The organism is Bacteroidales bacterium, assembly GCA_012517825.1.
Classification (GTDB): domain Bacteria; phylum Bacteroidota; class Bacteroidia; order Bacteroidales; family JAAYUG01; genus JAAYUG01.
The window spans coordinates 1-14,401 of sequence record JAAYUG010000047.1 but is presented as its reverse complement, the minus strand read 5'-3'; the positions used below and the strand labels follow the sequence as shown (position 1 = coordinate 14,401).

General features: G+C 47.9%; 10 protein-coding genes and 1 tRNA gene. 1 reads left to right on the top strand and 10 read right to left on the bottom strand.

Features of this window, described 5'->3' with window-relative positions; genetic code table 11:
- Window positions 1-18: 18 nt before the first annotated feature.
- The 5 genes from GX419_03215 to GX419_03195 form a co-directional block, all read right to left on the bottom strand.
- Window positions 19-1,230 carry a hypothetical protein gene (locus GX419_03215; protein ID NLI23702.1) on the bottom strand — a complete coding sequence of 404 codons (1,212 nt, stop codon included), beginning with the start codon at window positions 1,228-1,230 and terminating at the stop codon, window positions 19-21.
- 133 nt (window positions 1,231-1,363) lie between these two features.
- Window positions 1,364-1,867: an RNA polymerase sigma factor gene (locus tag GX419_03210; protein ID NLI23701.1), complete on the bottom strand. Its 504-nt coding sequence runs from the start codon at window positions 1,865-1,867 to the stop codon at window positions 1,364-1,366.
- Between the two features lie 582 nt (window positions 1,868-2,449).
- Window positions 2,450-3,337: a MerR family transcriptional regulator gene (locus tag GX419_03205; protein ID NLI23700.1), complete on the bottom strand. Its 888-nt coding sequence runs from the start codon at window positions 3,335-3,337 to the stop codon at window positions 2,450-2,452.
- Window positions 3,338-3,405: 68 nt separating this feature from the next.
- On the bottom strand, window positions 3,406-4,053 hold the full coding sequence (locus GX419_03200; GenBank protein ID NLI23699.1) for an O-methyltransferase: 648 nt from the start codon (window positions 4,051-4,053) through the stop codon (window positions 3,406-3,408).
- Window positions 4,050-5,279, bottom strand: coding sequence for an insulinase family protein (locus tag GX419_03195; protein NLI23698.1), 1,230 nt, complete (start codon window positions 5,277-5,279; stop codon window positions 4,050-4,052). The genes GX419_03200 and GX419_03195 overlap by 4 nt, the downstream gene beginning before the upstream one ends.
- A 103-nt stretch (window positions 5,280-5,382) precedes the next feature.
- On the opposite strand from GX419_03195, the gene GX419_03190 reads away from it, so the two are divergent.
- Window positions 5,383-5,455: transfer RNA gene (locus tag GX419_03190), tRNA-Phe, on the top strand.
- A gap of 95 nt (window positions 5,456-5,550) precedes the next feature.
- Here the strand turns inward: GX419_03190 and tpx are convergent.
- The 5 genes from tpx to GX419_03165 form a co-directional block, all read right to left on the bottom strand.
- Window positions 5,551-6,057, bottom strand: a complete 507-nt coding sequence (gene tpx / locus GX419_03185) for a thiol peroxidase (GenBank protein ID NLI23697.1) — start codon at window positions 6,055-6,057, stop codon at window positions 5,551-5,553.
- A 164-nt stretch (window positions 6,058-6,221) separates the two neighbouring features.
- Window positions 6,222-7,175, bottom strand: a complete 954-nt coding sequence (gene metF / locus GX419_03180; protein NLI23696.1) for a methylenetetrahydrofolate reductase [NAD(P)H] — start codon at window positions 7,173-7,175, stop codon at window positions 6,222-6,224.
- A gap of 71 nt (window positions 7,176-7,246) precedes the next feature.
- Window positions 7,247-10,930 (bottom strand): methionine synthase, encoded by a 3,684-nt coding sequence (gene metH / locus GX419_03175; GenBank protein ID NLI23695.1) that lies wholly within the window; start codon window positions 10,928-10,930, stop codon window positions 7,247-7,249.
- 135 nt (window positions 10,931-11,065) lie between these two features.
- Entirely contained in the window at window positions 11,066-12,973 is a 1,908-nt protein-coding gene (locus GX419_03170) for an AMP-binding protein (GenBank protein ID NLI23694.1), read from the bottom strand.
- Between the two features lie 193 nt (window positions 12,974-13,166).
- Window positions 13,167-14,060: a TonB family protein gene (locus GX419_03165; GenBank protein NLI23693.1), complete on the bottom strand. Its 894-nt coding sequence runs from the start codon at window positions 14,058-14,060 to the stop codon at window positions 13,167-13,169.
- Between the last annotated feature and the right edge of the window lie 341 nt (window positions 14,061-14,401).

The window sequence follows — 14,401 nt, the reverse complement described above, 5'->3', positions numbered from 1 at the left end:
TTTATAGGTATTAACATGTTATCCAAGCAGGGGAATGATTTCTCCGATTCGACGGGCAATGGGAACATCGTTTACACATTGTGCTGTACATACATCGCATTTGGCACATGCTTCCAGTCCGTTTTGTCCTGACAGGGTTTGCCGGGTCATGTGTACATTTCCGTATGCATAGGCGTACATATGGGCGCGCATCAGTGTGGGAATGTGTACATTATGAGGGCAGCCCGGAAGGCATTTGCCGCAAAAACGGCAGTTGGCATTCAGGGCAAGCTGAACATTATGATCGGTAAGAAATTTAAGTTCATCGGATGTGTATTCCAGGTTGGTGGCTACAGCCATATCTTCTTCGAGTTGCTGAAAGGTGGTAAATCCGGGAACAGCCGTGGCAATGGATTCGTGGCGCAATACCCATTTCAGCAGTGCTGAATGCATGATCTTTCCTTCATAGAATTTCTGCATCTCGGCGGGCAGATTTTCTTTGTACCATGCCTGCTGGCATTGGGTTTTCATGGCAATCAGTCCGACGCCCTTAGCGGCTGCATAGTTCATGGCTTCGAGAGAAGCGGTATCGTGCGACATTGAGTAATTGATGGAAAGCAGAATGACATCGTAAAAGCCTTTATCGGCCGCATCTTTTACGAGTTCCGGCCAGTAGGTGTGAGTGGAAAAGCCGGCCCAGCGGATCTTTTTGCTTTTTTTCAGTTCAGAAAATGTATCAATTAGCCAGGGGGCATTTACCTGAGAAGGATCTGAAACATCATGCAGATAAAGAATATCGATATAGTCGGTTTGAAGTCTTTCCAGGCTTTGATGGAAGCGTTGCAGGAAAATATCCTTCAAATCATTATCCTTCTGCACACCTCTTTTGTCGTGGAGAAATACTTTACTGGCCAGGATGACGTCTTCACGGCGCACCTGCAATTCTTTCAGCACCCGGCCTACCATGAGTTCGTTGTTCCCGTTCTGGTAAATCCATGCGGTGTCGAAGTGCCGTATTCCTGATTTCCATGCTTCCTTCACCAGATTCGGGTTGGAAGCATTCATCACGCCCATGCTGACAACCGGAACCCGGATTCCCGTCCGGCCAAGGGTTCTGTATATCATTCCGGAAGCATTTCGTTCCGATGAATGGTTTCTGTTGGTTTCTGCCAGCACCGGAAGGCCGGCCAGGCCAGCTCCCAAAAGACCTGCACTGCTGGCAAGAAATCTGCGCCGACTGGATTTTTTCATACGAGTCTGTGTTTAATGAAAGCTCAAAAATAATCATTTGGGGGAGAAATGTTACACGGAAGGGCAAAACAAAACCCCATAAAAAAAGGTGTTTCCGATAGGGGAAACACCTTTTTTTCATTTCCTGAAAATATCAGGCATAATCTTTCAGGGCATCCATCAGCTTTTTTCTGGTGAAGAAGATGCGGCTCTTTACCGTACCGATCTTTAACCCAAGATGATCGGCGATTTCCTTGTATTTGTAGCCGGCATTGTGCATTTCAAAAGGAATCCGGTAATCATCTTCGAGTTCTTCAATTGCCCGGGTAATTTCTCTTGTTGAATAATGCGATTCAGGAGAGTTTCCTCTGGTTTCCTGAACAAAGCTGACATGGTTCAGATCGCCTGCCGTATCCAGGGTGTTCCGTTCACGCTTTGACCGCCTGTAATTGTTAATGAAGGTATTCTTCATGATGGTAAATGTCCAGGCTTTCATGTTGGTGAAAGCTTCGAACTGTTCCCTGTATGTGAGGGCTTTCAGATAGGTTTCCTGCACCAGGTCCTTGGCTCTTTCCCTGTCGGATGTCAGACTCAGGGCAAACCGTTCCAAGCTGGGTTCAAGGCTCAGAAGCTCACTGGAAAATTCTGCTGTTGTCATGGTATGTTGTTTTTGGTTGTGAACTATTTTGTTGAGGCAAATATACGAAATAAATAAACACAAATCAAAATCGATTAAGGATATAAAATAGGATAAAAAGGTATTTATATAAATAAGATAAATTTATAAAATATTAAATTACAATATTTTAATATACAAATGTATGATGTCATTATAAATTATATCTAAATTAACAAATAGCAATATGTTTAACATTAAATTTAATAAAGATACACAAAATTAACATTTTTTGTCCAATGTCTTATCGTACAACCTGGCTTGCAAACAGTTTGCTGTCAGTGATTGAATACCTAGTTAAAACTTCTGGAATGCATCAACTGTTTATTCTTCTGCTAACTCCTTGAGAGCTAATGGACAATAGACAAAGGCAATGGCTAATTGAAGGGGACTGAGTGGGTGAATGAAGTTTGAGAGCACATTGCGCTTTAAAAAAACGCGCAACGTGCCGCAATGGCCGCTTCCACTGCGTTCCAGCGGGGTTTGCCCGGATGCTTGCGCGCAAGGCCTGCGCACTGCGCATCAGATCGCTTGCTCTCCTGATGCGTAATCCGGGCTTACTAACTAAATCCCGGCTTTCTGGAGTGCCTGGGTGAAAGCAACCGGGGTAGGACAATAAATTATGTTGTCAGGAAGGCTCTCGGCATAAGGAGCTGCCTGCTGTCCTGAAAAAAAGAAAGGAGTGGAAGGAAAACTGCTGCTGATGAAGTCAATATATTGCCTGAATTCTTTTGGTTCTATCTGCGTAACAAAAAAGGAAACAAGATAATCGGGCTGATAATGCCTGCTGATTTCTGCCAGGTCTTTCTGTGGCACAGAAGGACCAAGATACAGGGTTTTGTGTCCTCTTCTGATAATCAGGTACTGGTAGAACAGCAGTCCAAGTTCATGCATTTCCCCTTCGGGAAGGTAGAGGAGGAATTTTCGTGCTGAGGTCTTCTGGTGAATAAGGGCACCGTCAATGGCTACAATCAGCTTTTGCCGGATCAGATTTGAAATAAAATGTTCCTGTGCAGGGTTGATAGTTCCGGCCTGCCACAGAATGCCTACTTTATCCAGAAAAGGATAGATAACGTGAATAAAGGTTTCCTCGAATCCAATTCTCATAATGGATGAGGACAAGAGCTGGTAGAAGCGTTCGTCATCCAGCTCAATCATGGCTGAGGTAAGGGCATCGATTTGGTCACCGTATGAATGGGAATGCTGGCTCAGGAGCAGAACCTTTTCGTTCAGTTCCTCCTCGCTCAGACCGGCAATCTTTGATATTCTGAATCCATGACGGTTGAGCAGGGAAATGTTCAGTATCTTTTTCAGATCATTATCGCTGTAAATACGGATGTTGGTACAGGTACGCTCCGGTTTGATAAGTCCGTATCGCTTTTCCCATATCCGTATGGTGTGGGCCTTGATGCCCGAAAGCTGTTCAAGGTCATGGATGGTGTAATGTGCCATGAGGATTTATTTGTCGACAGTTTAATAGCATCAAAATAAACAAATATTGCTCAAAAAAGTTTCGGAAATTACTTTTTTCTTGCTATCATGATGCCGTCCCTTATCGGAAGAATAATGCTTTCGAAGCGAAGATCCCTGGTTATTGCATTGGTGAATTCCAGAATAGCTTTTGTTGAATGGTCTGCCGGTTCAGGTTGGTCAAAAACCTTTCCGTTCCAGAGCAGGTTATCGCATATCAGCAGTCCTCCGGATGAGATTTTGTCTGACACGAGTGCGAAGTACTCCGGATATTCCTTTTTTTCTCCGTCCAGGTAAACGAGCTGGAAGGTTTCTCTGATTCCGGGAAGGAGGGTACGGGCGTCACCGATGTGAAACACAATCTGGTTTTTATATTCTGACAGGTCAAAGTATTTTCTTGCAACAGGTGCAATTTCGTCGTTGCATTCAATGGTGTGCAATATTCCGCCCGGGGCCAGGCCTTCGCAGAGACAGAGGGCTGAGTAGCCCGTGAAGGTTCCGATTTCGAGAATTCGTTCTGGACGAATCAGCCTGGATAAAAAAGACAGGACTCTTCCCTGGAGAAACCCCGACAGCATCCTCGGATTACCTGTGAAACGGTAGGTTTCTTCTTCCAGCATGCGCAAAAGTTCCGGCTCTTTCGTGCTGTTTTTCCTGATGTAATCTTCGGTGAGGTCGTTGGTAAACAGAGTATTCATTGATAGATCAGCATTGAAAGCTTATCGGGATGCAGGATTTCGTTGGCAATTTCCAGGAGGGCCGAATCCGTTACCTCTTCGATTTTTCTGGTTACTTCTTTAATGGTATCAACCCGGTCGAATACCAGAAGGCTTTTGCCGATACTCAGCATGTGGGCTTCATTGTTTTCGGACGCAATGGCAATCTGGCCGATTAGCTGTTTCTTGGCCCGGTGAAGCTGAAGGGATCCAAGTTTTGTGGTACGGAGTTTTTCGGTTTCGCGCCTGATCAGCCTGATGCTTTTATCGAGATAGTTCTTATCGGTTCCGAAATAGATGGTCAGTAAACCGGCATCAGAATAAGGAGTATAGTTTGCTTCTACCGTATAGGTATAACCGTATCGTTCACGCAGTGACATATTTAACCGTGAACTCATATGAGGGCCTCCGAGAATATTGTTGAGCAGATGGAGTCCGATACGGCGTTTGTCGTTCAGATGATACGCAGTGGTGCCTATTACGCAGTGGGTCTGGTAGGTGTTCCGGTTTTCAGTGCGCTGTATGGAATGATAAACCGGAGGCTGGCGGTACTTTTTTGCTTCGTCGGTGCGGATGCGTGCCGGGAGGGAGCCAAAATATTTTTCGGCAAGGCGGACCAGCTTTTTGCTGTCAATCTCACCTGCCGCGGCAACCACCATCTGGTCGGTATGGTAGGTTCGTTCAATGAAAGCAAGGATCTGGCTTCTGGTAAACTGCCTGACGGTTTCGGTACGTCCGAGAATGCTGCGTCCCAGCGGATTGTCGCTGTATATCAGTTCTTCAAAGGAGTCGAGAATCAGTTCGGAAGGGGTATCGAGGTAAGAGTTGATTTCGTCCAGAACAATTTCCTTTTCCTTTTCAATTTCCTTTTCCGGGAAGGTGGCCCTGAAGATAAGGTCGCTCAGAAGGTCGAATGCTTTTGCAAAGTCTTCCTTCATAAACGAAGCATGAACACAGGTTTCTTCTTTTGTTGTATAGGCATTCAGATCGCCGCCGACATCTTCCAGGGCGCTGATAATATGCCAGGGTTTCCGGTGTGTTGTTCCTTTGAATATGGTATGTTCCACAAAATGGGCCAGGCCATGTTCTTCGGGCCATTCATCGCGCGATCCTGTGTTGACAAGGATGGCGCAATGGGCTACCGGTGAGCTGACCGGATAGTGTATCAGTCGTATTCCGTTGGCAAACTGATGAATAAAATATTGCATGGTATAGGGGAATGCGGATGCAAAGTTAAACGATTCCAAATTGTACTGACAGAATGTTGGAATGTAAAATTTTTTTATACCTTTGTGCCACGAAAAAAACAGCGGTACCATAGCTCAGATGGTAGAGCAACGGACTGAAAATCCGTGTGTCCGTGGTTCGATTCCACGTGGTACCACAAAAATGGTGTTGCAGGGCTGCAACACCTTTTTTATTTCATGCTTCCGTCAGGCTTTTTGAAACAAAATCAGGGAAAGGCCGGAGCAATACCTTTTATGCATTGCGGCAGGCGTTCAACGCCGCTTCATAATCCGGCTCCTGAGCAATTTCCGGTACCAGCTGGGTGTAAACTACTTTTCCGGCCTCATCGATGACCACAACCGCCCGCGCCAGCAATCCGGCCATAGGGCCGTCGGTTATCAGTACCCCGTAATCTTTTCCAAACTGGTCATTGCGAAGAACCGAGGCCGAAACAACGTTTTTGATTCCTTCCGCTACGCAGAAACGGTTGTGGGCAAAAGGAAGATCTTTCGATACACAGATCACCACTGTGTTGGGAAGAGAAGCCGCCTGTTCATTGAATTTGCGCACTGAGGTGGCACATACTGATGTATCCAGGCTGGGGAAAATGTTGAGCAAGACTTTTTTCCCGGCAAATTTCTTCAGGGAGAAATCGGCAAGGTCTGTTCCGGTGAGCAGGAAATCCGGGGCCTGGGTGCCCTTTGCAGGCAGATCTCCGTAGGTATGGATATACGATCCTTTTAATGTAATCTGAGCCATAATGAATTGTTTATTTTTTAAACAGAAAAACTTGAAAAAAGTTCAAAAAGAAAATGGTATAGGGTGAATGTATCAGAACCCCGAAGGGGGGTATTAAAATAAAAAAGATAAAATTTACTTTGAAAGGTTCCGATAATAAAAATCTTCTGAATCAATGCCGGAAATCAAAAGACTGCCGAAGCAATTTTACGGATGTTGTCTGATATTCCAATGGTATAATAATGGATAGCCGGAACGCCTGCCCTGACAAGCTCTTTTGACTGGGCAATGCAGAATTCGATACCCACTTCTTTAGCTTCCTGGTTGGTTTTGCATTTCTGGACCTCGTGCACAAGTTCCTCGGGCAGGTCAATATGGAAAGCCCGGGGCAGAAGTTCAATGTCGCGCAGGGTATTGACCGGTTTGATGCCGGGGATGATGGGTACATGAATCCCAGCCTTACGGCACTGCTCCACGAAATCGAAATATTTGCGGTTGTCGAAAAACATCTGGGTTACTACATATTCTGCTCCTGCATCGATTTTGGCTTTCAGATGCCGCAAATCGGTTTCCATGTTAGGGGCTTCAAAATGTTTCTCGGGATATCCGGCCACACCCACACAGAAATCGGTGGGGATAGCGTTTTTAAGGTTTTCATCGAGATAAATGCCCCGGTTCATATTGATGATCTGTTCTACCAGGGTAACAGTATGGGCATGGCCTCCTTCTTCGGGGATAAAATATTTTTCTCCTTTCTGGGGGTCTCCGCGCAGGGCAAGGATGTTTCTGATGCCAAGAAAATGAAGGTCGATAAGGGCATCTTCAGTTTCTTCCCTGGTAAATCCACCGCAGATGAGGTGAGGCACCACCATTACCTGATATTTGTTCATGATAGCGGCTGCAATTCCTATCGTTCCGGGGCGTTTCCTGATAATGCGCTTTTCGAGCAAACCTCCCGGAAGACGGCGGTATTCCACTTCGCTCTGATGGTAGGTAATATTGATATTCAGCGGATTAAACTCCATGAGCGGATCAATGGCATCATAAATCACCTGAATGCTGCTTCCTTTTAATGGAGGAAGCAGTTCAAAGGAGAAACGTGTCTCTTTTGAACGGGAAAGGACTTCAGTAACTTTCATGGTTGAATGGGTCATCTCCAAATTTATTCAGGGGGTCGGCAAGATACCAAAATTTCGGCTCGGACGCAAACTCACCGGTAGTTCAGGTTGGAAGCAAGCCATTTTTCAATGGTTTCCGGGGCAATCCTTTTGCGCAGGGCGTAATCTTCTACCTGGTCGCGGCCGATTTTGTCAACAAAGAAGTACTGTGCAAAGGGGTGGGCGAACATAAGTCCCGAAACCGATGCAGCCGGTACCATGGAGAAATTTTCCGTAAGCGTAATCTGTGCATGTTTTTCCGCTTCAAGCAGGCGGAAGAGCGTCTGTTTTTCCGAATGATCGGGGCAGGCAGGATAGCCGTGGGCCGGCCTGATGCCTTTATATCGCTCCATCAGAAGGTCGTCCGTTGAGAGATTTTCAGCGGCGGCATACCCCCATAGTTCACGGCGCACCTTGGCATGGACAAGTTCAGTAAAAGCTTCTGCCAGACGGTCAGCAAGGGCTTTGACCATGATGGCTGAATAATCGTCGTTTTTCTGCCGGAATTCTGCGGCGAGCTCGTCAGCACCGATTCCTGCCGTTACGGCAAATGCTCCGATGTAATCAATCCGCCGGCCGGAACGGGGAGCGATGAAGTCGGCCAGGCACAGATTGGGAACGCCCGGTTTTTTCTGCTCCTGGTTGCGCAGGTTACGGAAGACCGCAAGAACTTCGGACCGATTTTCATCGCGGTATACCTCGATATCGTCACCTACCGAATTGGCAGGGAAAAGGCCTACCACAGCGTTGGCCCTGAGCAGTTTCTCCGTTTTAATGCGGTTCAGCAGGGCAAGGGCATCGTCGTATAGCTTGCGGGCTTCCTCTCCGTGCACAGGATCATGGAGTAAATCAGGAAACTTCCCTCTGATTTGCCAGACGATAAAAAAGAACATCCAGTTAATATACGGTTCTATTTCTTCGATAGGGAAATCGCGGAAAACGTGAATTCCCGGTTGGGCAGGAGGGATGATCTGAATATGCTCCCAGTCGGTTTTCAGCTTGTTGGCGCGTGCTTCTGCCAGGGTAACGTACAGGTTCTTTTTCCGTGATGCGGAATAGCTTTCCCTCAGTTGCCGGTATCCGGCCTCCAGCTCGTCAATAAATTTCGTGCGTGTTTGGGGCGTAAGAAGCTGGTTCAGCACCGGCACGGAGCGGGATGCGTCCTTTACATGAACAACGGGGCCATGGTATGAGGGTGCTATTTTTACTGCGGTGTGGAGGCGCGAAGTCGTAGCTCCTCCGATAAGAAGGGGAATATCAAATCCCTGCCGTTCCATTTCACCCGCCACATGCACCATCTCTTCGAGGGAAGGGGTAATGAGTCCGCTCAATCCGATAACATCTGCTTTTTGTTTTCTGGCTTCTTCAAGAATGCGCTCTGCCGGGACCATGACTCCGAGGTCAATAACCTCGTAATTGTTGCAGGCCATAACAACCCCTACGATGTTTTTTCCTATGTCATGCACATCGCCCTTTACGGTTGCCATCACAATTTTGCCGGCCGAGGTACTGGTATCGCCTGCCAGTTTTTCTGCTTCAATATAGGGGAGGAGCACGGCAACTGCTTTTTTCATTACCCTGGCGCTTTTCACCACCTGGGGCAGAAACATTTTTCCGGCTCCGAACAAATCTCCCACCACGTTCATTCCTTCCATCAGAGGTCCTTCGATAACGTCCAGTGCGCGGGGGTATTCCTTCCGGGCTTCTTCGGTGTCGGCTTCAATAAATTCGTCAATACCATGGACGAGCGCATGGAGCAGACGTTCTTTTACAGGCAGGTTCCTCCAGGCGACTTCTTTGTTTTCGTTTGCGTTTTCCTTTCGCACGGTAGCCGCATAGGCAATAAGCCGCTCGGTAGCATCCGGTCTGCGGTTAAGAACAACATCCTCTACCAGGGTGAGGAGTTCCGGGTCAATTTCTTCATACACCTGCAGCATGGCGGGATTGACAATACCCATATCCAGGCCGGCATGGATGGCGTGGTACAAAAAGACCGAATGCATGGCTTCGCGCACAACATCATTGCCGCGGAACGAAAAGGAAAGGTTGCTGATTCCTCCGCTAACCCTGGCATGCGGGAGGTTTTTCTTTATCCATTGGGTTGCCCTGATAAAATCGAGGGCATAGGAGTTGTGCTCTTCCATTCCAGTGCCGATGGCCAGCACATTGGGGTCAAAGATGATGTCGTCAGGAGGAATACCGGCTTTTTCGGTAAGCAGCCGGTATGCTCTTTCGCAAACTTCAATACGGCGGTCGAAAGTATCAGCCTGTCCTTTTTCATCGAACGCCATCACCACCATGGCTGCTCCGTACATTCTGATTTTCTGTGCCTGCTCCAGAAAGATAGTTTCTCCTTCCTTGAGGCTGATGCTGTTAACAACCGATTTTCCCTGCAGGCATTTCAGGCCGGCTTCGATTACCCTGAAGTTGGAGGAATCGATCATAACGGGAACACGGGCTATATCAGGCTCGGCCGACAGCAGGTTAAGAAACTTCACCATGGCCTTTTCTCCGTCAATCATGGCATCATCCATGTTCACGTCAATGATCTGGGCACCTCCTTCAACCATTTCACGGGCCACCGACAGGGCTTCGCTGTATTTTTCTTCCCGGATGAGACGGGCAAATTTTCGTGAGCCGCTCACATTGGTCCGTTCACCTATGTTGATGAAATTGCTCCCCGGGTAAACCACGAGCGGTTCCAGTCCGCTGAGTGAAAGCTTGTGTTCCCGTGGCGGAGGGATGCGTACCGGCGCATTTTCTGCCAGAGCGGCAAATGTCCGTATATGATCGGGGGTGGTACCGCAGCAGCCTCCAATGATATTTACGAGCCGCCGGTCGAGAAAATCTTTCATAAAGACGGCCATTTCGCCGGGTGTTTCGTCGTATTCGCCAAACTGATTGGGAAATCCGGCGTTGGGATAAACGCTTACGTACCAGGGAGCCCTGGCTGAAAGCTCTTCAAGGAATGGCCTCATTTCCCTTGCTCCCATACTGCAGTTCAGTCCGATACTGAGCAGATCTGCATGGGACATGGAATAAAGAAAGGCTTCGATGGTCTGGCCCGATAGGGTCCGGCCGCTTTTATCAACAATGGTACCGGAAACCATAAGGGGTATGTCTCTGCCAAGCTCTTTGCGGAGCTGATGGATGGCAAACACAGCTGCTTTGGCATTCAGGGTATCAAAAACTGTTTCCAGGAGCAATATATCAACTCCGCCCTCTGTCAAAGCTTTTGCCTGCTCGTAGTAAACCTCCCTGAGGTCGTCGAAAGTAACCGCCCTGAAGCCCGGGTCATTCACATCGGGCGAGAGGGAAGCTGTTTTATTGGTGGGGCCCATTGCCCCGGCAACAAAACGGGGACGGGAAGGATTGCGCCTGGTCATTTCCATTGCAGCGGTGCTGGCAATAGCTGCAGCTGCCCTGTTGATGGCGTATACCTGCTCTTCCATGCCGTAATCGGCCTGAGAAATCCGGTTGGCATTGAAGGTGTTGGTTTCGATGATGTCGGCACCGGCTTCCAGGTAAGCCATGTGAATGCTCTGGATGATGTCGGGCCGGGTCAGATTGAGGATGTCGTTGTTTCCCCGCAGGGGCCGGTTCCAGCTTCTGAATTGCCCGCCCCTGAAATCTTCTTCCGAAAGGCGGTGCTTCTGAATCATGGTTCCCATGGCTCCGTCAAGCACCAGCACCCGTTGCGCCAGTTCCTGCCGTATGTTCCTTTTTCCTTCCTCCATAGACGGCAAATTTATTGAATTAAGCTGATTGTTACATCAGAAAAAATGCGGACGCATGGTGATGAAGGAAAACAAAAAATGGAAAAACCGGGAGGAAAATTCCCGGTTTTTCCATTTCTGCAGGCGCGGTTCAGGTTACATCAGCAGTTTTTTCATTGCCTCCTTATTTCTTTTGTTGGTAATATCCTTTGCTTCGGGAGTGTATAAGAAGGCAAGCAGTTCGCGGTAGCGTTCCGTAATCTTACCCCTGACCATTTTCATGGTACTGTTCAGCATGTGGTTATCTTCGGTAAAGGGTTCATCCAGAATTCCCAGTGCCGGGGGAAGCCAGCGCTGGGGGAACATGTTTCCGTATTTTCGGCCGGTACGGTATTCTGCTATTTCGGATTCGATGAGTTTCAGGGCGGCAATGATTCCTTCCTCTGATGCCGGATCAAGATGTTTCTCTTTGAGGTATTTCTTGAGCGCTTCACGCGAAGGAACAATGAGGGCAACAGTATAAGGATTCTGGTTATTGTACAGCATGCACTGGTCAATATACCTTGACTGATCGCAGAAGGCTTCCTCAATACCTTCCGGACTGTATTTTTCTCCGTCGTCAGCAATCAGGAGGCTCTTGAAACGTCCCAGTACATAAAGGAATCCGTCGGCGTCCATATATCCCATATCACCAGTGTAGAGCCATCCGTCGCGGATTGTTTCGCGGGTGGCTGTTTCATTTTTCCAGTATCCCACCATCACATTTTCACCCCTGACCACAATTTCTCCTTTTTCCCCAAGCGGAAGTTCGTTTCCTTGTTCATCGCATATTTTCAGTTCAAGGTTGGACACCAGATAGCCCGAAGAACCCAGTTTAGCTTTGCGTTCGGAGTTGGAAGAGATGACAGGAGAAGCTTCCGAGAGTCCATATCCCTGGAACATAGGAATTCCAATGGCATAGAAAAAGCGTTGCAGTTCGATGTCGAGCAGGGCTCCGCCTCCGATAAAATATTTCAGCCGGCCGCCAAAAGCTTCTCTCACTTTTTTGTAGAGAATAGCATCGAAGAGGCTGACAAGGGGTTTTAGCAGAATCCTCCAGCCTTTTCCTTTGTTCCATGCAATTCCGTTATAGGCATAGGAAACTTTCAGGGCAAACCGGAAGAGGGCTTCCGCCAGCTTTCCTTTTTCAGAGATGCCTTTCTCAATATTTTTTCTGAAGTTTTTTGCCAGGGCCGGGACACTGAGCAGGAAAACAGGACGGATCTCCCGGATGTTGACGGGAATATTTTTCAGTGTTTCCATAGCTGTTTTTCCTGACTGGACAGCAGCCAGACTTCCTCCGGCCGACATGAGGGTGTATATGCCGCAGGTATGGGCAAAAGAGTGGTCCCATGGCAGTATAAGTAAGGTGGTATACCAGGGGAAGACGTCCATCAGGGAAAGGCTTTGTTCAGCATTGGCTGTATAGTTGCGGTGGGAGAGCATGATGCCTTTCGGATCGGCTGTAGTGCCGGAAGTATAGCAGATGTTGGCCAGGTCACCCGGTTGTATGCTTTGCATACGCTCCGTAAGAAGGTGGCGTTTTTCGGCAAGGAAAGCATCCCCGAGAGCCAGCACTTCTTTCAGAAGAATATCTTTGGGGTGTTCCTTAGTGACTTCGTCCAGTATAATCACTTTCTCCAGTTCGCTGAGTTCATCTTTCAGAGGGATAATCTTTGCCAGCTGATTGCGGGAAACAATGATCATCCGGGCACCTGAATGGCTCAGGCGAAACCGGAGGTCGGAAGTTTCCATGAGTTTAACCGACAGAGGTACGTTGGCCGCCCCGGTGTAAAGGATAGCCAGTTCGCTGACCACCCAGTCGTTGCGCCCTTCCGACAAAAGGGCAATCCGGTCGCCTTTGCTGACACCCAGGCTCAATAAGCCGGCGGCCATCCGGTAAACCCGTTCGCGGGTCTGGGCAAAGGTCATACCAACATACTGATTTCCAATTTTTTCAAAGAGAAGATTGTTGTCGCGGAATTTTTCCACGCTTTCTTCAAACAGCTGGATGAGGGTTTTCATAAAATTAATAACTGGTTAATTGGGGAGAAATATAGGAAATTTCCGGTACAAAAAACAGGAGGTGTTTAATGGCAATTGCAGGGTTCGGGCCGGCCCGGTTTTGGCGGGTGGTTCCGGTGCACCGGCTGATGCGCGCAGGCCGTTACAAAACTGATCGCTATCAGCAGAAGGATTGCCCGTTTAAAGATTTTTCTCATGGAAAGGATTGTTTTATCCGGAATTTTATTGGGATATGTATGGTCATTTCTATGGGTTGTCCGTCTTTGCATCCCGGTTTCCATGGGGGAGAAGAGGAAAGAACCCGCACTGCCTCCTCGGCAAAATCCTGCCGGGGGCTTTCCACAACACGGATGTTGACGAGCCGCCCATCTTTTCCAACCTGTACTTCCAGTTCCACGCTTCCCTGCAGTTTGCCGGCAAGGGCTTCGGCCGGGTAGATGAGGTGTTCATCGATAAATTCCTGGAATTTGCTTCTTCCGCCAGGGAATTCAGGCAGGGCCAGGTAGGGAAACCATGCTGTATCCTGCCCATCCCGGGTGTAGCAACGTTTCTTCTTCAGGATACCCTTAGAGTATACATCTTCCCGCACTTTCTGTCCGTTGGGGTAGTAGGAAATGAATTTCCCGTGCAGTTCCCCGTCGCGGTAATTCGCTGAAAGGATGGGTATTCCGCTGGTGTCAAGCTGAAGAAAGATTCCGTGGTATTTTCCGTTCCGGTAGCCAACCTGCAGTTTTAACGCTCCGTTTGAATGCCATTCGGTCAGCATGCCATCAACCTGATTTCCGTTAAAGGTGCATTCCAGTTTTTTGCTTCCGTCGGGGTAATAATACAGGAAGTGTCCGTCTTTAATATCCGGATTGATGGAACGGTAGAAGCCTTCCATCTGAAGTGTGCCGCCGGGGTAATAATCGCGGACAATAAAGCGGATTTTCCCCGATGTGTCGGCATACACCAGCCGGTAATAAAAGGCGCTGTCACGGGTGCTTTGCTGCCAGTTTCTGGTGAACCAAACGGTATCGAGCAACATCTGGGCAGATGCAGCAAATGACAGCAGTGAGGCGATTCCTGTGATCAGAAGGTGTTTCATCAGTGCGAAGATAATACTTTGTTTGTTTATCCGGGATTGAGCAATAGAAAGTTCCAGGGTTTCAATGTTCCAGAGTTCCAAGGATTTCCGATTAAGGAATTTCCGATTTCCCATTTCCCATTAATGAGGATTTCCGATTTCCGATTTCCCATTTCCAATTGACGTGTTCTGGTTTTCATAGCGTGATCTCGTAGAGGAAATTGGAAATAGGAAATTTTCAGAGATTTCCGATAACGGAATTTCCGATTTCCCATTTCCAATTAACTTGTTTTAGTTTTCATAGCGTGATCTCGTAAAGGAAATTGGAAATTGGAAATAGGAAATTTTCAGAGATTTCCGAT